Source organism: Psychrobacter cibarius, from assembly GCF_016107535.1.
Lineage (GTDB): Bacteria > Pseudomonadota > Gammaproteobacteria > Pseudomonadales > Moraxellaceae > Psychrobacter > Psychrobacter cibarius.
The window spans coordinates 177,799-198,354 of the sequence record NZ_JABASQ010000003.1 but is presented as its reverse complement, the minus strand read 5'-3'; the positions used below and the strand labels follow the sequence as shown (position 1 = coordinate 198,354).

Here is a 20,556-nt window from a genome sequence, read left to right as displayed (position 1 = left end):
CGCAATTTAGCTTTTTTACACGTTTGTCATCAGTTGCGGTGCTTCCTATATAGTACCTCGGTGATGACACTTCGAGTAAATTCGAAGGCAAACTCTATTTGTGTTTTACCGCTCATTTTAATTATAATTTAATGCTAACAAGGTGACCTCATGTCTGACAAAAATCCGCGTTACTCTCGTATCTTGCTGAAACTCTCTGGTGAAGCCTTAGCTGGTGGCAAAGAGATGGGAATTGATAGCGAAGTGCTCGATAAGATGAGCTTGTCTATCGCCCATTTGCGTGGTCTTGGTGTTCAAGTCGGTATCGTGGTCGGCGGCGGTAACTTATATCGCGGCGCGCAGTTGCAACAAGAAGGCTTAGTCGGTCGTGTGACTGGTGATCAAATGGGTATGTTAGCAACCGTTATGAACGGTCTGGCGATGCGTGATGCGCTTGAGCGCCGCAATATTAAAACTCGCCTGATGTCAGCCTTGCCAATTGGTGAAGTGACCGAAAGCTATAGCAGTCGCAATGCCATTCGCTATCTCAAAAATGGCGAAGTATGTATCTTTGTTGCTGGTACGGGCAACCCTTTCTTTACCACTGATACGGCTGCTTGCTTACGCGGTATCGAGATCGAAGCTGGCTTGATTTTAAAAGCCACCAAAGTTGATGGCGTTTATGACAAAGACCCAAGCTTACATGACGATGCAGTTAAATATGATGGTTTAACTTTTGATGAAGTATTAGAGCAAAAACTTGGCGTGATGGATTTAACTGCCATTGCCTTATGCCGTGAGCACAACGTGCCGCTACAAGTGTTTGATATGACCAAGCCTAATGCATTATTAAACGTCATTATGGGCGAAAATGAAGGCACACGCGTTTATCACTGATTTGCCTGAATACTTTAAACGCTCTGAACGCTCTAAATATTAATACGAGAATACCAGTCATTAAAATTAGACCAGTCGTTAATAACTACCAGCGCTAATAATTAGTAGTGAACACCCGTATATTTACTAACAAATGAATGATTTATCGATAGCGATAAATAAGGATATCTAATGATCAAAGAGATTAAGCAAGACGGCGAAGCGCGTATGCAAAAAACCTTGGAAGCGCTTGAGAGCACTTTTAGCAAAGTCCGTACAGGGCGTGCACATCCGGGTATGTTGTCAGGCGTGATGGTTAGCTACTACGGGTCGCCTACACCTTTGAATCAAGTGGCGAGTGTCAACGTTGAAGACTCACGTACGCTCATGGTTCAGCCGTTTGACCGTACCATGGTACAAGCAATTGACAAGGCCATTCGCGAAGCAGATTTGGGTCTCAACCCAGTGACCGCCGATGTGATTCGTGTGCCAATGCCAGCATTGACAGAAGAGACACGCCGCGACATGCAAAAGCTTGCGCGTGGAGAAGCAGAAAGTAGCCGTGTTTCTATCCGTAATATTCGCCGTGACATGATGAATGACATCAAAGAATTGGCCAAAGAAAAAGAGATCTCAGAAGACGACGAGCGCCGCGCGAGTGATGATATTCAAAAAATCACTGACAAGTATATCGAAACCATCGATAAACGTTTGAGCAAAAAAGAAACTGACTTGATGGACGTATAAAGCACTGGTTTTTCGATCATTTTAGAAAAAATTCGTTATGTCATATCCTTATAATAAGCAGCCAATCTGTCAGTACTATTGGCTGCTTATTATTGTGTAGACGGTACCGATAATAGCGTCAATGTTATATCAATCGGATACGGCAATAGGCTTTCTCAGATTTGTAAACTGTATTTTATAAGCGCTATCTTGCAAACTAAATCACGCCCATAGACAGGTTTATGATAAGTTTGTGAATTATGGTTATGACGCTTTCTAATCGTTATCGCAGCCGTTATTATTATTTTACCTTAACAATAAGCACTTTCGCCTATGTCCACTTCAGCCTTTTTGGCTTCTGATCTTATTCCACGCCATATCGCTATCATCATGGATGGCAACAATCGTTATGGTAAAGCCAATGATTTGGGCAAAGGCCAAGGGCATGTGGCTGGCAAAGATGCACTCGATCCTATCGTCGAGTATTGCGTTAATACGGGTATCGAAGTATTAACGGTATTTGCATTTTCTAGTGAGAATTGGCAACGCCCGCCCAGTGAGGTGGCACTACTCATGCAACTGTTAGCCTCAACCATTCATGAGCAAATACCACGCATGAATGAGTATCGTATTCGTCTACGTTTTATTGGTGACCGCAGTCAGCTGAGTGATGATTTGCAAGCATTGATGGCGGACGCTGAAGCAAAAACAGCAGACTTTAAAGCCATGACTCTAGTCATCGCTATCAGTTATGGTGGGCAATGGGATATTGCCCATGCGGCAAAACAGCTGGCGCAGCAAGTAGAGGCTGGTCAGTTACGTGCTGATGATATTAATAAAGAATTGCTCGGTAACTATGTGCAATTAGCAGATGCACCAGCAGTAGATATGCTGATACGCACAGGCGGTGAATACCGAATTTCTAACTTTTTATTGTGGCAGTCAGCCTATGCTGAGCTATTCTTTACCCAGACATTATGGCCGAATTTTGCAGCTGATGAGTTGGCAGCAATGGTAAAAGAGTTCGCTCAGCGGCAGCGCCGTTTTGGCAAAACCAGTGAGCAGATAGTGATAGAGCAAGCAAGTCGTTAATGGTGTTAAGCATTTACCTGTTATTTTGTAAAGGAAAAAGCTCTTACAAAGCCGCTATCGTATAAGTAGTTAATATTGCTTGTTTGTGAAATAATAAACCGCGTCAATAAGCGTCAACTGCTATTAGTGGGCTATTGTAGATTAGCTGCTATAATGCACGTTTTGACCATGCGTTTTTCATTATTATAAGGCTCAATAAGTATGTGGCAACGAATTAAGACGGCAGTTGTTCTCGTTATTATCGTTGGTATTGCAATGTTTGCGAGCCAAACCCCTATTTTATTTGCACCGCTGTTAGCGATTGGCGTCATTATTGCCGCTCACGAATGGACTAAGTTGATGCCTAAGTGGCGTCATCCTGCGCTGTTTGTGCTATTGGTTTTGGTGTTGACCCTAGTATCACTCATGTTTAAAGTGACATGGCTGTTTTGGTGGGTGGCTTCACTGGCTATATGGCTAATGGCGCTGTCTTGGGTGCGAGTGTTCCCGACTCATACCAATTGGTATGGCAAAAAACTGGCATTGATGGGTGCGGTGATATTGACCGCATCGATTACGGCGATGTTTTATTTGTGGCAACTGTCAGCATGGTGGTTGCTCTATGTGTTCCTTTTAGTCTGGTGCGCAGATAGTGGCGCTTATTTTGTGGGGCGTAAGCTTGGTCGCCGCAAAATGGCACCGAACGTCTCACCCAATAAAAGTATGGAAGGACTGGCTGGTGGTTTGGTCACTGGTCTGCTCGTGGTCATTGCCATCAGTGTATTTAAGTTGCAATTGACGGGTGTGCCGTTAGTCGCATTTGTAGCATTATCAGCCTTGACCATTTTAGCCTCGGTACTTGGCGATTTATTTGAGTCGATGCTTAAGCGCCGCGCTGATGTCAAAGATTCAGGAACGATTTTACCAGGGCATGGCGGCGTGCTTGACCGTATCGACTCACTGCTCTCTGCCACACCGATATTTGCGCTTGGTTTTTGGGCGATACAGCAGTTAGGTTTGATAGTGGTTTAGGACTGAAAAAATAATTCATAGACGATGATACGCCCTAATTATAGTAGTTAAGATGAGTGACTAATCAATACACTGGATATCGTCTATCTCTTATTTATCAGACGTTTTATCGATTTCTTATTTAATTTTTTATAGTATCATTTACAGGCACCGATGGTTATGACGCAACGCATCGCCGTACTAGGCGCGACAGGTTCGATTGGCGATAGCACGTTAGCAATATTAGCGGCGCAACCACAGCTTTACATGGTCTACGCTCTGTCAGGCTATCACCGTTTAGACAAACTGTTTGCACTTTGCCAGCAGTTTTTGCCAAAGCGCGTGAGCGTACCGACCGCCGCAGTCGATGATTTTGCCCAGCGACTTCGTGCGGTAGATCTTGACATCGATGTGGTAGGCGGCGAAGCAGGGCTGGTTGATATTGCCACTGATTCGCAGACGGATACCGTTGTCGCTGCGATCGTAGGCGCAGCTGGTCTGCCTTCTACTTTAGCCGCTGCTCGTGCAGGTAAGCGTATTTTACTAGCCAATAAAGAAGCGCTGGTGATGGCAGGACAAGTGATGATTAATACGGTCAAAACGCATAACGCTACTTTGCTGCCGCTTGACTCGGAGCACAATGCTATTTTTCAGTGTTTACCACTGGCTATTCAGCAGGACAATACCCAAATTCATCAGCCAAACCACGGCGTGCGTAAGCTATGGTTAACGGCCTCTGGTGGGCCGTTTTTGCAAAAATCGTTTGCGCAAATGCAGCACGCGAGCGTCGCTGAAGCGGTCAAACATCCAAATTGGTCAATGGGTCAAAAGATATCCGTCGATTCAGCTACGATGATGAATAAAGGGCTTGAGTTGATTGAAGCCTGCCATTTGTTTGATTTGCCTGAAAATAAGATAAATGTGGTGATTCATCCACAAAGTATCATTCACTCAATGGTAGAATATAGCGATGGTAGCTTTTTGGCGCAGCTCGGCAGTCCCGATATGAAAACGCCCATTGCCCATGCGCTCAGTTATCCTGATCGTATTGAGAGTGGCTCGCAGCCTTTGGATTTATTTGCGCTCAGCGGCTTAGAGTTTATTGAGCCTGACTTGCAAAAATTCGCCTGTTTGCGTTTGGCAAGACAGGCGATGCAAGCGGGCACACAAGCGACGATTGTCTTAAATGCGGCGAATGAAATTGCCGTGGCGGCATTTTTGGCTGGAAAAATTCGCCTGACCGACATTGCTGATATCAATGAGCAAGCATTAAATGACATACAGCTGCCACCGTTAAATGAAACGGCTGATATAGAAGATATACTAGCAATTGATAAAATAGCACGTCACCTTACAGAAAAACTTGTGGCAAAGTTGGTATAAATGTATCAATAACTGCGTCGTTAAAAAATGATGTTAATAAAAGATGCTGAGAAACCATACTGAGAAACCATACTGAGAAAAGATCATGACGTTTTTATTAACGCTCCTTGCGGCAATATTTGTCTTAGGTCCGCTTATTGCCTTACATGAGTGGGGACACTATATCGTCGCTCGTCTTTGCGGCGTTAAAGTCTTGACCTATTCTATCGGGTTTGGTCCCAAACTCTTTGGCTGGACGAGCAAAAAAAGCGGTATTGATTATCGTATTTCTGCTTTGCCACTTGGTGGTTATGTCAAAATGCTCGATGAGCGCGAAGGTGAGGTAGCAAAAGCTGAGCAACATTTGGCGTTTAATCGTCAGCATCCACTAAAAAAGATTGCGATTGTCGCCGCTGGTCCTATCATGAACTTTATCATTGCTATTGCGCTGTTTTGGGTGTTGTTTATGACACCATCAGAGCAGCTGGCGACGAAGATTGGGCAGGTATTACCTGATACGCCTGCTGCTATGGCACAGCTGCCAGTTGGCGACAAAATCGTTGCGATTGATGGGCATGAGGTACAAACGTGGGAAGGCATCAACTATCGGCTTGCTGGACGGATGGGCGAGACGGACAATGTCAGTATTACTCTGCAATCAGAGGCACAAGCTGATAATGCGATCAAAACTTATCAAGCGCCCGTAACTCAGTTTATGCAAGGCAGCGCGCAACGTAAAGATGCGTTGACCAGCTTTGGCATGCTGCCATGGCAACCAGATATTGCACCGATAGTAGGTGACTTGACCGCTGATGGTGCCGCCAGTCGCCAAGGACTAAAAGTAGGCGATCGTATTATTGCTATCAATGATCAACCAATTAAAGATTGGCTCAGTGCTACTCGTATCATCCGCGACAGTCCTGAAACTTTGCTTAACTTCACAGTATTGCGTGATGGTAAATCTGTGCAATTACAGATTATGCCGCAAGGTAAAAAAGACAATTTGGGTAACGATTATGGGCAAATTGGTGCTATGGTGGCACAGTCCGAAATTGTTATTCCTGACGCTTACAAGACCACTGTAGTCTATGGCCCTGGTGAGTCATTGGTGAAATCATTTGAGAAAACTGAACAGCTCGCAGTGATGACTGTCAGCTCAATGGGTAAGATGCTATCAGGCATGATTGGTTTGGACAATTTGTCAGGTCCGATTACCATCGCTAAAGTGGCCAAACAGAGTTTTGATATCAGTTGGCAGATGGTGTTATCGACGGCGGCTTTGATTAGTTTGAGTCTTGCTGTACTCAATCTTTTACCCATTCCTGTGTTGGATGGCGGTCATATTGTGTATTATCTTATTGAATTGATTCGCGGTAAGCCACTCTCGGAAGGGGTGCAAATGATTGGACTAAATATCGGTTTACTCTTGCTGGCAGGTTTCATGGTGTTAGCAATTGGTAATGATATCAGTCGGCTGTTTTGACCAGCGAATCGCTAATATGATCGATAAGGCACGAGATACTAATGGTTTTACGCCTATTATGGGATGATTATGACCATGATAGGTAGCATGCTCTGTATCATGGCCTCTGTACTAAACGTAATTTTTAGTTTATTTTGTGATGCATTTTATATAAAGTGTTCTGAGTCTGCTGCGTATGCGCTTAAATTTCATGCGAGATGCGCTAGACAATATGGGCTTTTTAACTTAACTTAAGCAAGTTTTTTATTGACGGATAGTGTTTATGCGTACGCCTTTATTTATGAGCGCGGCAGGGTTGCCGTTAGTTGTAGCGATGATGAGTATGCCAGTACAGGCTGCAGAATTTGTAGTCACTGACATCGGTTTCAATGGTTTGCAACGTTTAACCCCCGATAGCCTCTATCCGGTTCTACCTATTTCGGTAGGGGATACGGTAAATGACAGTAGTTTAGCAGCCAGTATTAAGGCGCTTTATGCGACCGAAAATTTTGCTGATATTCAAAGCCGTATCGAAGGTGGACAGCTACGGTTTGATGTCGTTGAGCGCCCAACGATTGCTGAAGTCAATTTTGAGGGCAATAAGCTCATTCCAAAAGAAGGGCTAGAGCAAGGGCTGGACAATGCTGGTCTGTCTGCCGGTAATGTGCTGAAACAAGCCACACTACAAGGCGTCGCCAATGAGCTACAGCAGCAATATATCAGCCAAGGCTATTACAACAGCAATATCGAGGTGGATCAAACGTTACTTGATGGCAATCGCGTCAAGCTCGACGTGCGTTTTGTCGAAGGCAAACCTGCCAAAGTGGTCGATATTAATATCATTGGCAATAAACACTTTAGTGATGAAGAAATCAAAGACGTTTTTGCGGTAAAAGAGTCTTCGTGGACACGTCTGCTGTCAAAGTCTGATCGTTATGCCAAAGAAAAGCTGGCTGCCAGTTTAGAGAATCTAAAAGCGCTTTACCAAAACGATGGTTATGTACGTTTTGCAGTAGATAATGCGGTGCTCAACATCAGTGAAGATAAGAGCAGTGTGTTTATCGAAGTGAGTCTAAGCGAAGGCGAACAATATCAGTTTGGCGAAGTGAATTTCTTAGGTAAGCCGACTTTTGAGAACAATGAACTAACAGAGTTGGTGACTTTTGCACCTAATGAAAAATACTCGCAAGCCAAGCTCGATGAAACCACCGCGGCACTTAAGAGTCGTTACGGTAATGAAGGCTATTATTTGGCGCAGGTGAGACCAGTACCACGTATCAATGACGAGACTAAAGTAGTGGATATCGATTATTTCATCGATCCTGCACGTCCTATTTATGTTCGTCGTATTAATTTTACTGGTAACATCAAAACTCAAGACGAAGTACTGCGCCGTGAAATGCGTCAATTAGAAGGCGCATTGGCAACTAGTGACAAAATCCAGTTGTCACGGACACGTCTGATGCGTACTGGCTTCTTTAAAGCCGTCAACGTTGATGTAAAACCAGTACCGAACCAACCAGACCAAGTAGACATCAATTATACGGTTGAAGAGCAGCCTTCTGGTAGTTCAACGATTGCCGCGGGTTACTCGCAAAGCGGCGGTGTGACTTTCCAGTTAGATCTAACACAAAACAACTTTATGGGTACAGGTAACCGTGTGAAAGCGGCACTATCACGCTCAGAAACCCGTGATTCTTATAGCTTGGGTTATACCGATCCGTACTTTACCGAAAACGGCGTCTCACAAGGTCTTAGTGCCTATTATCGTGAAACGAAATACGATGATAGAAACGTCAGTAACTATGTCACCGATTCTTATGGTGCTACGCTGAACTATAGTTATCCTGTTGATGAAACCAAACGCGTTAGTGCCGGTTTGAATGTTGATAACACTTCAGTACGTGGTGGTCGCTTCTTAGGTATATCAAACGTTCAGCAAATTATTGATGATGGCGGTACGTTTGAGAACTTTGTCAATGATGACAATGAGGCTTCTGGACGCACAGGCTTCAAAAATGATTACAATACTTATAACCTACTGTTTGGCTGGGACTACAGCACCTTAGATCGTCCAGTGTTTCCGACCAAAGGTATGAGCCATACGGTCGATGCCACCATTGGCTTGGGTGATACCAACTATCAAAAACTTATTTATAGCGGCAACATCTATTATCCTTTATACAAAGACTGGGTAGCACGCGGTTATACTAAGCTTGGTTATGGTAATGATTTGCCATTTTATGAAAACTTTTACGCTGGTGGCTATGGCTCTGTACGTGGTTATGAGGCCTCAACACTTGGGCCAAAATCACAAACGTATTATGATGCAGTCAATGATCCAACTAATCAAACCTTTTTAGCAGAAGAGGTCGGTGGCAATGCGCTAGTCAGCTTCGGTAGTGAGCTAATTTTGCCAATGCCGTTTAAGGGTGATTGGGCAGATCAAGTGCGTCCAGTATTGTTTGCCGAAGGTGGTCAGGTATTTGATACCTCGGATAAAGAAGATCGTAACTTTATTAATCCTAATACTGGTAACCGCCCTGTGGATAAAGATGGCAATCCTGTTGATATTCCATTGCTGACGCAAGACAATAGTATGCGCTTTAGTGCGGGTGCAGGTATAACCTGGTATACGCCAATTGGTCCAATTTCATTAAGTTATGCTGTACCTATCGGTGATAAAGAAGGCGATGAAACTGAAAAAGTTCAGTTCCAGATTGGTAATACGTTCTAACGTAGCATGATTGTTTGCGTTCATGTCGTTAACCATAGCAGCTAATTGAATGAACGCAGCATCTGTTAGATATTAGTAGATCGCCAAGGTGATTGTTCAGCTTGGCGATTGTCTTATTCATAATAATATTTATATTAATAGTCACTATGATAACGATTGAGCAACTTATCACTCGGATTGAGCAGCGTCAGCCCATCACTAATAAGGCTGAAATCAGCGCCGAACAGTTACGTCAAAAATTCAGCAGTATTGGTAGTTTGACCACGGCTGGTCATAATCAGTTAAGCTTTTTGGCCGATCCTCATTATATTTCTAGTCTGGCTATCAGCGAGGCAGGGGCTGTATTGGTTACTGCAGAATATCGCGATCAAGTGCCCGCCACAGCGATAGCGTTAGTCGTCGCAAGCCCATACTTAGCTTATGCTGGTGCTAGCCAGTTGTTTGCTCGTGAGTCACTGTCTGGTGGTATTCATCCTAGCGCTGTGATTGCTGATAGTGCGGTCATTGGTGAGCAGGTGAATATCGGACCTTTTTGTGTGATTGCCGATTATGTGCAAATTGGTGCGCGTAGCTCACTTGCGGCGCATGTGGTGATCGAAGAAAATACGACTATTGGTACTGATGGTGTTATTAAATCACAAGTGGTGATCGGGCATGATTGTGTTATTGGTGATCATGTGAGGTTACACGCGGGTGTCAGTGTGGGTGCAGAAGGTTTTGGTTTTGCACCAACAAAAGATCCTAGTACCACTGGCTGGGAGCGTATTGCTCAGTTAGGACGGGTCGTAATTGGCAACCATGTGCGAATTGGTAGTCAAACTTGCATTGACCGAGGTGCCATTGATGATACGGTCATTGGCAATCACGTTATTATTGATAATTTGGTACAAGTTGCTCATAACGTGCGTATCGGTGATGGCACAGCCATCGCGGCTCAAACGGGTATCGCGGGCAGTACTAGTATCGGCAAGCGCTGTATTATTGGCGGTGCGGTCGGTATCACAGGTCATATCGAGATTACAGATGATGTCACTTTATCTGGGATGACCATGGTAACCAAATCTATCAAAACCGCTGGTTCATACTCCTCTGGAACGGCTGCTATGCCGACAGCTAACTGGCGACGGGCAGCTGTACGCTTCCGTCAGCTTGGGCGTGATTAGCGAAAATATCAATGCATATATACAAACACAGTAAAATCATAGCGATTTGAAACATAGCAAGGAAGCACCATTATGAGCAGCACCGATATCGATATTTTGAATGATAAAGAAATGAAAAGCTTAGCTGAGCAAGGTCTTACGCTGCCATTAACCTATCATACGTTAAAGCATTATTTGCCACACCGTTATCCTTTTCTTTTAGTAGATAAGATTATTGATTGTACGCCTGGTGAGTGCATTACGGGTATTAAGAATGTGACTATCAATGAAGAGTTTTTTAATGGTCATTTTCCTGATGAGCCGATTATGCCAGGGGTACTTATGGTTGAGTGCATGGCTCAGGTCTCAGGCGTGCTCGGATTTATCAGTGCTGGTCTAACCGCAGAAGATGGTTATTTATATCTATTTGCAGGTGTTGATAAAGTCCGTTTTAAGCGTCGAGTGATTCCTGGTGATCAGCTGACTATTCGTGCTAAAACAGTGATGCAGAAGCGCGGTATTTATAAATTTGACTGCACTGTACATGTTGACGATGAGCTAGCCGCCAGTGCGCAAATAATGATTGCTCGCCAAGAACAATAAGGTTTACTAATAGCCATTGTGTCTCGTAGCCGACCTAATTCTTTAAACAAAGCGTCTAAAGAATTAGGTCAAAGCGGGTCATAAGCATTATAATTGACACTCGCATTTAACAGCAGAGCCATGCTTAGGTTTTCTCATAAAACTAAATTGGCTGTATTTGTTTTACCATTTACTCGCATCAGATCATACAAAGGTCCACATTATGAGTCAGATCCATCCAACAGCACTCATCTCACCGTCCGCCCAAATTGATGAGACTGCTATCATTGGTCCGTATTGTATCGTCGGTGATGAGGTCACTATTGGCGCTCACACGGTTCTGCATCGCCATGTAGTTGTTACCAAATTGACTCGTATTGGTCAACACAATGAGTTTTATCAATTTGCGAGCATTGGCGAAGATCCTCAGGATTTGAAGTATGCTGGTGAGCGTACTTGGCTTGAGATTGGCGATCATAATACCATTCGAGAAGCCTGTAGTTTACACCGCGGCACCGCACAAGATAGTGAGCTCACTAAGATAGGCAGCCATAATCTACTGATGGTGAACACTCATGTGGCTCATGATTGTGTGATTGGCGATCATAATGTATTGGCCAACAATGTTGGCGTTGCAGGGCATGTGACTATTGGTAATCACACGATCATTGGCGGTAATTCAGGTATTCATCAGTTTTGTACGGTTGATGACTATAGCTTGATTGGGGGCGCAAGTCTGATTCTAAAAGATGTAGCCGCCTTTACCATGGTATCTGGAAATCCAGCAACGACTCATGGTCTCAATGTGGAAGGCATGCGTCGTAAAGGATGGTCAAAAGAGACAATTGAGGTATTGCGTCAAGCTTATCGTATGATTTTTAGATCTGGTCTGACGACCGTGCAAGCGCTTGAGGTTTTGAATAATGAGCTGCTACCAAAAGAGCCGAAAATCCAGTTGCTCATTGATTCACTACAAAAAAGCCGTCGTGGTGTGGTGCGCTAGAACGGCGATTGACTTTTTCTGAAAATTATATATAGTATGCATTCATTAATCAGCCAAACTCTTGTCAGTTATAGATAAAACTACCAGAAGCCATAACCAATTGTTATGGCTTTTTATGTTTATGAGCGCTTGACTTTTTTGGTGGCTTAGCAGAAACTGAGCCTTTACGATATTGTAAACAATTCTTTCTTAATGTTGCTGGACGCCTCACATTGAGGTGTTTATTGAATAGCCTGATATTTTTCATGGCTATTTATGATAATCAAGGAAGATTATCAGTGATGTTAATTGAAGCACGAGGACGGAAAAAATGGCTATTAATAAACAAGAACATGCACAGTGGAGCTCAAGTTTTGGCTTCGTATTGGCAGCGGTTGGTTCAGCAGTTGGTTTGGGAAACATATGGAAGTTTCCCTATATGGTCGGTGAAAGCGGTGGTTCAGCTTTCGTTATCGCTTATTTATTCTGTATCGCGCTGGTAGGTTTTCCGATTCTAGTCGCTGAATGGCTGATTGGTCGCCGTGGGCAAAAGAACCCAGTCAACACTTTTGCGGATGTTGCAGCAAGTGAAGGTAAATCGCGCAGTTGGGGCATCATCGGTGCGTCAGGTATTTTAGGTGGTTTCTTAATTCTATCGTTTTATAGTGTGATTGGCGGCTGGGCACTCAACTATATTACTAAAGCAGGTACAGGCAGTTTTATTGGTCAAGACAGTGATTCTATTGCTGCGACCTTTGATGCTATGTTGGCTTCAGCAGGTACGTTGACGATTTGGCATACCGTGTTTATGGCTATTACTGCTTTGATTGTCGGTATTGGTGTGACCAAAGGTATCGAAACCACGGCTAAAGTCTTAATGCCACTACTCGGCGTGATTTTGTTCGTCATCGTTGGTTACAACGTAATAAACGGTGGTTTTGGCGAAGCAGTGGCTTATCTCTTTACACCAGATCTTAGCAAGTTGACTGGCGATGTGATGCTTGCAGCATTGGGTCATGCATTCTTCACCCTATCTATTGGTATGGGTATTATGATTGCTTATGGCTCATATTTGGGTCGTGAAGTGAACTTACTAAAAACTGCCCGTACTGTTGTGATTTTAGATACGGTTATTGCTTTGGCTGCTGGTCTAGCAATCTTCCCAATCATCTTTAGCAATGGTCTAGACCCTGCTTCAGGTCCTGGTCTTATCTTTGTCAGCTTACCGATCGCTTTTGGTAGCATGGGCGCAGGAACGATCATTGGTACATTGTTCTTCTTACTTATTACTTTTGCTGCTATTACCTCATCAATCTCATTGCTTGAGCCAACCGTTGAGTTTTTAGAAGAACGTACACCGATGAGTCGTACGGTATCAACCATCGTTGCCAGTACGGTGATTTGGCTATTAGGTGTTGCGGCATTATTATCATTTAACCTATGGTCTGACTTTACTATCATGGGTAATGGCATCTTTGATGCATTGGATAAAATTACCAGTAAATTCCTTCTCCCGCTAACTGGTCTTGCTGCAATTATTTTCGTTGGTTGGCGAATGGATCAACGCAGTATTCAGCAAGAGCTTGGTCTGTCTAATGGTGCATGGCAATTATGGCAAATCGTTGCTAAGTTTGTAGCACCAATTGCCGTGCTTGTGGTATTTGTAACCTCGTTAATGGGCTAGTACTGATTAACTAGAAATAATAAAAGCAACACACTAAAAAGGGCTTAAGAATTATCTTAAGCCCTTTTTATAGCTATGACAATGGCAAAAATATGATTAGCGTAGATTTAACTCAGGTACTGTTTGTCCACGTTTGTTATAAAATTCGCTGACAAACTCATCAAATTTGTCTTGTTCAATGGCATCACGAATACCTTGCATCAAACGCTGATAATAGCGCAAGTTATGGATCGTCGCTAATTGAGCGCCCAGCATCTCTTTACACTTATTAAGATGGTAGAGATAAGCACGGCTAAAGTTTTGGCAAGTATAGCAGTCGCACTCAGGATCTAGTGGACCTTCGTCATTGCGATACTGGCTGTTACGGATACGTACCACACCAGCATTGTCTGCATCGCCTGTGACGAAGTAGTGACCATTACGCGCGTTACGCGTCGGCATCACACAGTCGAACATATCGACACCGCGACGTACACCTTCAACTAAATCCTCAGGCTTACCAACGCCCATTAGATAGCGTGGCTTATCTGCTGGCATATCATCAGGGAGGTAGTCTAGGACATCTATCATTTCATCTTTTGGTTCACCAACCGACAGACCACCGATGGCATAACCATCAAAGCCGATATCGAGCAGGCCTTCAAGTGATTGCTGACGCAAATCAGGATACATACTGCCTTGAATAATGCCAAATAATGCGTTGGTGCTGCCCAGTCTTTTGTGCTCATCAACACAGCGCTGTCCCCAACGTAATGACAGCTCTAACGATTTTTTTGCTTCGTCATGAGTCGCAGGATAGGGCGTACACTCATCAAATTGCATGACGATGTCTGAGTTCAAGCTGTACTGAATCTGCATCGATTTTTCTGGCGACAGAAAAACTTTCGCACCATCGATAGGAGATTTAAAGTCGACCCCTTCTTCGGTGATTTTACGCATGGCACCTAGACTGAATACCTGAAAGCCACCTGAATCGGTCAAGATAGGCTTATCCCAATGCATGAACTTATGCAAACCGCCGAATTTATCGATGACCTCAGTACCTGGACGTAACCATAAATGAAAGGTATTGCCTAAAATGATATCCGCACCAATGGCTTCAATATCACGTGGCAGCATGCCCTTGACTGTACCATAAGTGCCAACAGGCATAAACGCTGGCGTTTGCACGTCGCCATGATTGAGATGAACCGTACCACGGCGCGCACGCGTGTCACCGCTGGCCGTTTTATGTAAAACAAATTGCATATGATTATCGCTATTTACGCTATGAAAATGGTGATAATTATAGCATTGTTAGCAGTTTTTTTGGACATGGATGTTTATGAGGTATTGATATATCTGATAAATGTGTCTTTTGGTTAATAGTCTTTTGTCATAACCAAAAGACACAGACAGTACTTATGAGTAGTTGGTAAAGTAGAAATCATAATGGCGAGACAGTAACCATTGCTAAGCGATGTTTTAACTGCTGGAGACATACTATGAAAAAGGTAACCTACTTATTATTAAGTGGTTCACTATTAACCTCAGGAGCAGCTATGGCAACCGAAGAGCCGAATTATACAGTGTTGTCGCAAATGAATGACTTTGAGCTGCGTCGTTACGATAAGCAGCTAGTGGCGCAAACGTTGGTAAGTGGTGACCAAGACTCCGCCAGTCGCGAAGGGTTTAAAGTGTTAGCCGACTATATATTTGGCAATAATACAGCGGCAACTGGCGGCAGTAGTAAAATTAGCATGACTGCGCCCGTTACGATGCAGCCTAATAACAAAAAGAGTGATGGTGAATCACAAAAAATTGCGATGACAGCACCAGTAAGCATGCAGCAAGACGATGGTAAGTGGCGTGTACAATTTACTATGCCCAGTCAATATACGATGCAAACACTGCCAAAGCCAAATAATCCAAACATCACGATTACCGAGGTGCCAGCACAGACGTACGGTGTGATTAAGTTCTCAGGGTTGGCGGGCAGTAAAAAAGTAGCGACTAAAACGGAAGAGCTACAATCTTGGATGCAAACCCAAAATTTGACTATAACGGGCGAGCCTGAACTGGCACGTTATAATCCGCCTTGGACGCTGCCTTTTTTGCGCCGTAATGAAGTGATGATTGCTTACAAGCCGAAGTAATACTAGCCTCAAAGTATAAGATGAGCGTTGTCACATTTGCTAAGCTTATTATAAGTAGGACTTGCATTTGTTTGCCGTGCTATTCAAATTTTTGGAAGTGGTATGCCCATAAAAAAGACAGCATTTGCTGTCTTTTTTGTACTGACTTTTTAAGAAAATAAACTTAGTCTTTTTGCTCACGGATGATATTAAGCATACGACGTAGCGGCTCGGCTGCGCCCCATAATAGTTGATCACCAACGGTAAATGCGCCTAGATACTCAGGGCCCATATTGAGCTTACGCAAGCGACCTAGTGCAACAGTCAATGTACCAGTCACGGCCACTGGCGTTAAACGATTCATGGTCGCTTCTTTGTCGTCTTCGACCAAGTCTAACCACTCATTGCTGCTGTTTTTAAGTGCTGCTTCGATTTCTTCTAGCGGAATGTCTTTTTTGAGCTTGATGGTAAGGCCTTGCGCATGACAGCGCATCGCGCCAACGCGCACACACATACCGTCGATAGCAATCTTATCAGCTTCTGCGTTACCAAGGATTTTATTGGTCTCGACGCCGCCTTTCCATTCTTCCTTGGATTGCTTGTTTTCTAACTGAACATCGATATAGGGGATTAAGCTACCTGCTAATGGCACACCAAAGTACTGTTTAGGAAAATCATCTGAGCGCTGAGTCTGAGCGATTTTTTTATCAATATCAAGGATGGCGCTGGCAGGGTCAGCCAACTCGTCTTTGACTGCATCGTGTAGCACGCCCATGCCAGCGATTAATTCGCGCATGTTGTTAGCACCAGAACCACTAGCGGCCTGATAAGTCATGGCGCTGACCCATTCTACCCAGCCTTTATTAAACAGCTCACCAATCGCCATGAGCATCAATGACACGGTACAGTTACCACCGATAAAGTCTTTTTTGCCATTGGCTAGGGCGCTGTCAATAACGGCGCGATTGACTGGATCGAGAATGATGATGCTGTCATCTTCCATTCGCAAGGTGCTTGCCGCATCAATCCAGTAGCCATTCCAGCCACTATCACGTAGCGGTTGATGGACTTGCGAGGTATAGTCGCCGCCTTGGCAGGTAATGATGACATCACAAGCTGCTAGCGCGTCAATATCATGAGCATCTTTTAATTGGCCGGTATGAATACCATCAAGGCTTGGGGCATCACCACCTGCGTTGCTGGTTGAGAAAAACACGGGTGTAATACCGTCAAAGTCTTTTTCCTCAGTCATACGTTGTATTAATACTGAACCGACCATGCCGCGCCAGCCTACCAAGCCTACTGTTAAATTACTCATGAAACTCAATCCTTTTTACCATAAATTGTTGCATTGCCAGCCGATAACAATGCCGTGAATAGCCATAAAAAGCAAGGCGTTTTGGCCGTTTTTAGTGGTTTTTCATACACTATTAATGATGTTCAGTATAACTTTAAGTTATTAACCTAATGGCGATAGTGGCGATGCCTCACTCGCCACAAGTAGATAGCCCTAAAAATAAGTTCGTCCGTAGTATTCGTTATGGTGGGCGAATTAAAAGTGTAATGTTTTATAGCGGTTAACGAATAATCCATGCTCATTAGTAGGCGATAACCTTCTGAAATGCTAAAGTAAACAGCTAACGTCAGTTCAGTTAAAACCATGGCGATATTCATCATTTAATAGACGGCTAATACATACTATGGATCTCTCACTATTATATTACAGCATACAGTGGCTAGCAGGGTTCATCGCATTTGTGACGATTTGGGGCTGGATACCACTGGATAATTGGTGGGTGCGCGGTGTTGAATTTCCGCGTATTCAGATCATGGTGTTGGGTGTCATCGCTTGGATTGGTATGCTGATTTTTTGGTCAGAGTGGCAGCTGGGACAGTGGCTGTTATTTACCGTCTTAAGCATTACATTAGCCTTTCAGCTCAGGATGGTATTGCCTTATACCAAGCTATGGAAAAAAGAAGTTCAAAAGGCAAAAGACAAGCCAGAAGGGCAGGTGCATCAACTAAAAATAATGGTATCAAACGTACTAACGCCCAATGATGACACCCAAAAATTGGTGGATTTGGTGAAGCAAAGACAGCCTGATATTTTAATTACGCTAGAGAGTGATAACAAATGGGAAAAAGCGCTGCATCAAATCGAAGCTGATTATCCTTACACCGTGAAAGTGCCACTAGATAATCTATATGGGATGCATCTTTATTCTAAGCTTGAGTTGATTGATCCTGAAGTTAAGTACTTGATGATTGATGACATACCTTCTATTCATGCCCAACTGCGCCTGCAAAGTGGTCGCGTGATTTGGTTGTATTGCTTGCATCCCATGCCGCCAAGCCCGACGGAAGCGGATAAGTCTACTACCCGCGATGCTGAGCTATTGATGGTTGGCAAACACATCAAAGAAAATGAGCAAACGGCGATATTGGCAGGCGACCTCAATGATGTAGCATGGTCAAAGACCACGCGACGCTTTCAACGTATCTCAGGATTGTTGGATCCGCGTATTGGTCGACATTTTATCAATACGTTTCATGTCAGCTATCCATTTTTACGTTGGGCGCTGGATCACATTTTCCATAGTGCTTGCTTTACGGTAGTGGATATTCGGCGTATGCCGTCGATAGGTTCGGATCACTTTCCTGTTATGACGACTTTACAATACGAACCAGAAGAGGAGAGCAATCAAGCGCAAAATGCCCCTACTGCAGAAGCGGAAGATATAAAAGAGACTGATAATAAAATAGTAGAAGGTAAAAAAGAAGGTGAAAAAGTCTCAAAGGAACATGCAGAAGAGCAGAGAAGTTAGGGTTGATAGCCTGCTAATACTATAGCCATCGTATGATGCAATTTTAAAAGAGGCTGTAAGCATATGCTTACGTTAAATAAGGTCTTTAGCCTCTAGTCGCATTAAACTGATTACCCTACAATACCTGCATCAACACAAGGATACGCATGGATGCAGTGTTGAGACAGTATCAATAAAAGCACAGGTCAGCCCGCTGTCTTATAGGATACTGTTTATGACTCAGGATGAGTCAGCACGGAAGAAATAATAACAACAATATGAAGCGCCATAGCCCCGAACCAATCGCCCTAGGTTCGGGGCTTTTCTTTGTGTGTAATTTTCTTAATCTATACCCTCTTATATCAGTCCAAAAAGCGAATAGTGATGTTAAACTTACTTAGCCTAATTCTTGTGTTTGGACATGCTGTAATATATTTGAGATTACCTTCTGATTATTTTTAGCGCATAAATGAACGTCAATAAAAAAAGGGTACATGCATTAGCATATACCCTTTTTGACAAAGCATTATTAGATTTGACTTATCGTTGCCTATATCAGTTAGCCAAGTACTTGGATGTAAGCACCTGCGCGTAGCTCTTGTAGCCAGTCTTCTTTGGCTTGCGGTGCTAAGCGCTGATAAAGCGCTTGACGTGCCATATTGCGACGATATTGATCGCTAACATCTTGTTGGCGTTTGCCTTCTATTTTCAATATATGCCAGCCAAACTGAGTTTTGAAAGGAGCAGAGTAGTCACCAACCGCCGTATTTTTCATCATGGCTTCGAATGGACCAATCATGTCTTCTTCGCTCACCCAATCAAGATCGCCACCGCGGCCAGCGGAACCGGGATCGTCTGAATAGGTCGATGCTAAACCAGCAAAATCAGCGCCGCTGCGTAGCTGTTCATACAAATCATTAATCTTTTGCTCAGCAAGCGCGTCTGTCTGTAGCTCATCAACTTTTACCAATATGTGACGAGTACGCCACTGCGGTATCAGCATAGTGTCGCTGGCTTTTTTGTCAGCAAGTTTGATGATATCGATACCTTCAGGCGTTATTAATGGTGCGCTGACCGCGCCAACCTCAAGTTTGGTAATCTCACTTGATAGCTCTGTAGGTAGAGACGCGGCTTTATGAAAGCCCATATCGCCACCTTGTAGCGGAATAGGATAGTTGCCTTGGCTAGCAGCGACCGCTTCAGCGACATCAACGTTTGGTGCAAGCAGGCGAGTACGCAGAGCTTCTGCTACCTTTAACGCCTCATTGCGTTGGGCTTCTGATAGTCGGCTGTAGTCATCCATGTAAGGCACTCGTACATGAATCGTTTGATACTCACTCTGGTTTAAGCGCTTGGCTTCAGGCGAGGCCAAAAATGCATCAATATCCTGTTCGCTAATGCGCACGCGGTTACCGATTTGGCGCTGTTGCAAGGCTTGAATGGCTGCGTCTTCGATTAATTGCGCACGTAGCGCCGCATAGCTACCAGGTTTTGCTGCGTCCAAACGCTGTTGCAAAGCTGAGATGCTCGTCAGCCCTTCTGCTTGAGCGATTTGACTAAGGCGTTGATTGATAGCCGCTTCATCAGGGTTTAAACCGACGCGCTTGACCATAGATAGTTGTAACTCACGCAATATGAGCGCATTTAACACCTCAGACTGTAGCTGTGCTGAGTTTGCTATTGGTTCACCAGCCGCTTGTGCACGTGCTTGTGCTTGGGTGATAGCATCGATCAAATCACTCTTTAAGATAGCATTTTCATTGACTAAAGCAATAATACCGTCGGTGCTATTGGCTGGCGTCAAACGATTGACGTTATTCTGCGCGGTCACGGCATTTGCTTGAGGCGCTTGTGATTTTGCAGGTTTAACGGTGGCAGCTTGGGCGCTCAATGTAAGCGCAAGGCTGGCACTCATAGATAGCAATACAGCACGGCTGGTTTGACGTAAAGAAAAAAATCTCATGATGCTCCTCATCAATGTCATCGCATCGGATGGTAGTTGGTCAACGCTGTTTAATACTTTT

The 20,556-nt window shown here is 44.0% G+C and carries 16 protein-coding genes; 13 read left to right on the top strand and 3 right to left on the bottom strand.

Going from position 1 to position 20,556, the window contains the following annotated elements; genetic code table 11:
- Positions 1–150 precede the first annotated feature (150 nt).
- The 11 genes from pyrH to JFC08_RS04025 all read left to right on the top strand — a co-directional run bounded on the left by pyrH (position 151) and on the right by JFC08_RS04025 (position 13,614).
- Positions 151–876, top strand: coding sequence for a UMP kinase (gene pyrH, locus JFC08_RS04075; RefSeq protein WP_045444979.1), 726 nt, complete (start codon positions 151–153; stop codon positions 874–876).
- A 171-nt stretch (positions 877–1,047) separates the two neighbouring features.
- Positions 1,048–1,602: a ribosome recycling factor gene (frr, locus tag JFC08_RS04070; protein WP_045451790.1), complete on the top strand. Its 555-nt coding sequence runs from the start codon at positions 1,048–1,050 to the stop codon at positions 1,600–1,602.
- Positions 1,603–1,914: 312 nt separating this feature from the next.
- A complete protein-coding gene (gene uppS, locus JFC08_RS04065) occupies positions 1,915–2,673 on the top strand; it encodes a polyprenyl diphosphate synthase (RefSeq protein ID WP_198329791.1) in 759 nt (252 codons plus the stop codon).
- Between the two features lie 201 nt (positions 2,674–2,874).
- Entirely contained in the window at positions 2,875–3,684 is an 810-nt protein-coding gene (locus tag JFC08_RS04060) for a phosphatidate cytidylyltransferase (RefSeq protein WP_045451791.1), read from the top strand.
- 153 nt (positions 3,685–3,837) lie between these two features.
- Positions 3,838–5,046 carry a 1-deoxy-D-xylulose-5-phosphate reductoisomerase gene (gene ispC / locus JFC08_RS04055; RefSeq protein WP_198329790.1) on the top strand — a complete coding sequence of 403 codons (1,209 nt, stop codon included), beginning with the start codon at positions 3,838–3,840 and terminating at the stop codon, positions 5,044–5,046.
- 85 nt (positions 5,047–5,131) lie between these two features.
- Complete coding sequence (gene rseP, locus JFC08_RS04050) at positions 5,132–6,508, top strand: RIP metalloprotease RseP (protein ID WP_198329789.1); 1,377 nt, start codon at positions 5,132–5,134, stop codon at positions 6,506–6,508.
- Positions 6,509–6,770: 262 nt separating this feature from the next.
- The gene (gene bamA / locus JFC08_RS04045) at positions 6,771–9,224 is read left to right on the top strand and encodes an outer membrane protein assembly factor BamA (protein WP_198329788.1); all 2,454 of its coding nucleotides are present in this window, start codon (positions 6,771–6,773) and stop codon (positions 9,222–9,224) included.
- Between the two features lie 146 nt (positions 9,225–9,370).
- Positions 9,371–10,387 (top strand): UDP-3-O-(3-hydroxymyristoyl)glucosamine N-acyltransferase, encoded by a 1,017-nt coding sequence (gene lpxD, locus JFC08_RS04040; protein ID WP_198329787.1) that lies wholly within the window; start codon positions 9,371–9,373, stop codon positions 10,385–10,387.
- 72 nt (positions 10,388–10,459) lie between these two features.
- On the top strand, positions 10,460–10,969 hold the full coding sequence (fabZ, locus tag JFC08_RS04035; protein ID WP_045444990.1) for a 3-hydroxyacyl-ACP dehydratase FabZ: 510 nt from the start codon (positions 10,460–10,462) through the stop codon (positions 10,967–10,969).
- A 202-nt stretch (positions 10,970–11,171) separates the two neighbouring features.
- Positions 11,172–11,951 carry an acyl-ACP--UDP-N-acetylglucosamine O-acyltransferase gene (lpxA, locus tag JFC08_RS04030; RefSeq protein WP_060490688.1) on the top strand — a complete coding sequence of 260 codons (780 nt, stop codon included), beginning with the start codon at positions 11,172–11,174 and terminating at the stop codon, positions 11,949–11,951.
- A 310-nt stretch (positions 11,952–12,261) separates the two neighbouring features.
- A complete protein-coding gene (locus JFC08_RS04025; RefSeq protein WP_198329786.1) occupies positions 12,262–13,614 on the top strand; it encodes a sodium-dependent transporter in 1,353 nt (450 codons plus the stop codon).
- A 96-nt stretch (positions 13,615–13,710) separates the two neighbouring features.
- Here the strand turns inward: JFC08_RS04025 and tgt are convergent, their stop codons facing one another.
- Positions 13,711–14,862 carry a tRNA guanosine(34) transglycosylase Tgt gene (tgt, locus tag JFC08_RS04020; RefSeq protein WP_198329785.1) on the bottom strand — a complete coding sequence of 384 codons (1,152 nt, stop codon included), beginning with the start codon at positions 14,860–14,862 and terminating at the stop codon, positions 13,711–13,713.
- Between the two features lie 236 nt (positions 14,863–15,098).
- Here tgt and JFC08_RS04015 point away from each other — a divergent pair, with 236 nt between their 5' ends.
- Positions 15,099–15,749 (top strand): SOUL family heme-binding protein, encoded by a 651-nt coding sequence (locus tag JFC08_RS04015; RefSeq protein ID WP_198329784.1) that lies wholly within the window; start codon positions 15,099–15,101, stop codon positions 15,747–15,749.
- A 163-nt stretch (positions 15,750–15,912) separates the two neighbouring features.
- Here the strand turns inward: JFC08_RS04015 and asd are convergent, their stop codons facing one another.
- Complete coding sequence (asd, locus tag JFC08_RS04010; RefSeq protein ID WP_198329783.1) at positions 15,913–17,046, bottom strand: aspartate-semialdehyde dehydrogenase; 1,134 nt, start codon at positions 17,044–17,046, stop codon at positions 15,913–15,915.
- 382 nt (positions 17,047–17,428) lie between these two features.
- Between asd and JFC08_RS04005 the strand changes: the two genes are divergently transcribed.
- Positions 17,429–18,553 (top strand): endonuclease/exonuclease/phosphatase family protein, encoded by a 1,125-nt coding sequence (locus JFC08_RS04005; protein ID WP_198329782.1) that lies wholly within the window; start codon positions 17,429–17,431, stop codon positions 18,551–18,553.
- A 538-nt stretch (positions 18,554–19,091) separates the two neighbouring features.
- Here the strand turns inward: JFC08_RS04005 and JFC08_RS04000 are convergent.
- Positions 19,092–20,495, bottom strand: coding sequence for a peptidylprolyl isomerase (locus tag JFC08_RS04000; protein WP_109590426.1), 1,404 nt, complete (start codon positions 20,493–20,495; stop codon positions 19,092–19,094).
- Between the last annotated feature and the right edge of the window lie 61 nt (positions 20,496–20,556).

Excerpts from the sequence above, each read along its gene's own strand:
- asd (WP_198329783.1), bottom strand. The coding sequence starts at position 17,046 with ATGAGTAATTTAACAGTAGGCTTGGTAGGCTGGCGCGGCATGGTCGGT.
- JFC08_RS04000 (WP_109590426.1), bottom strand. The coding sequence starts at position 20,495 with ATGAGATTTTTTTCTTTACGTCAAACCAGCCGTGCTGTATTGCTATCT.
- pyrH (WP_045444979.1), top strand. The coding sequence starts at position 151 with ATGTCTGACAAAAATCCGCGTTACTCTCGTATCTTGCTGAAACTCTCT.
- JFC08_RS04025 (WP_198329786.1), top strand. The coding sequence starts at position 12,262 with ATGGCTATTAATAAACAAGAACATGCACAGTGGAGCTCAAGTTTTGGC.
- tgt (WP_198329785.1), bottom strand. The coding sequence starts at position 14,862 with ATGCAATTTGTTTTACATAAAACGGCCAGCGGTGACACGCGTGCGCGC.
- JFC08_RS04015 (WP_198329784.1), top strand. The coding sequence starts at position 15,099 with ATGAAAAAGGTAACCTACTTATTATTAAGTGGTTCACTATTAACCTCA.
- uppS (WP_198329791.1), top strand. The coding sequence starts at position 1,915 with ATGTCCACTTCAGCCTTTTTGGCTTCTGATCTTATTCCACGCCATATC.
- fabZ (WP_045444990.1), top strand. The coding sequence starts at position 10,460 with ATGAGCAGCACCGATATCGATATTTTGAATGATAAAGAAATGAAAAGC.
- JFC08_RS04060 (WP_045451791.1), top strand. The coding sequence starts at position 2,875 with ATGTGGCAACGAATTAAGACGGCAGTTGTTCTCGTTATTATCGTTGGT.
- lpxD (WP_198329787.1), top strand. The coding sequence starts at position 9,371 with ATGATAACGATTGAGCAACTTATCACTCGGATTGAGCAGCGTCAGCCC.
- lpxA (WP_060490688.1), top strand. The coding sequence starts at position 11,172 with ATGAGTCAGATCCATCCAACAGCACTCATCTCACCGTCCGCCCAAATT.
- JFC08_RS04005 (WP_198329782.1), top strand. The coding sequence starts at position 17,429 with ATGGATCTCTCACTATTATATTACAGCATACAGTGGCTAGCAGGGTTC.
- rseP (WP_198329789.1), top strand. The coding sequence starts at position 5,132 with ATGACGTTTTTATTAACGCTCCTTGCGGCAATATTTGTCTTAGGTCCG.
- ispC (WP_198329790.1), top strand. The coding sequence starts at position 3,838 with ATGGTTATGACGCAACGCATCGCCGTACTAGGCGCGACAGGTTCGATT.
- bamA (WP_198329788.1), top strand. The coding sequence starts at position 6,771 with ATGCGTACGCCTTTATTTATGAGCGCGGCAGGGTTGCCGTTAGTTGTA.
- frr (WP_045451790.1), top strand. The coding sequence starts at position 1,048 with ATGATCAAAGAGATTAAGCAAGACGGCGAAGCGCGTATGCAAAAAACC.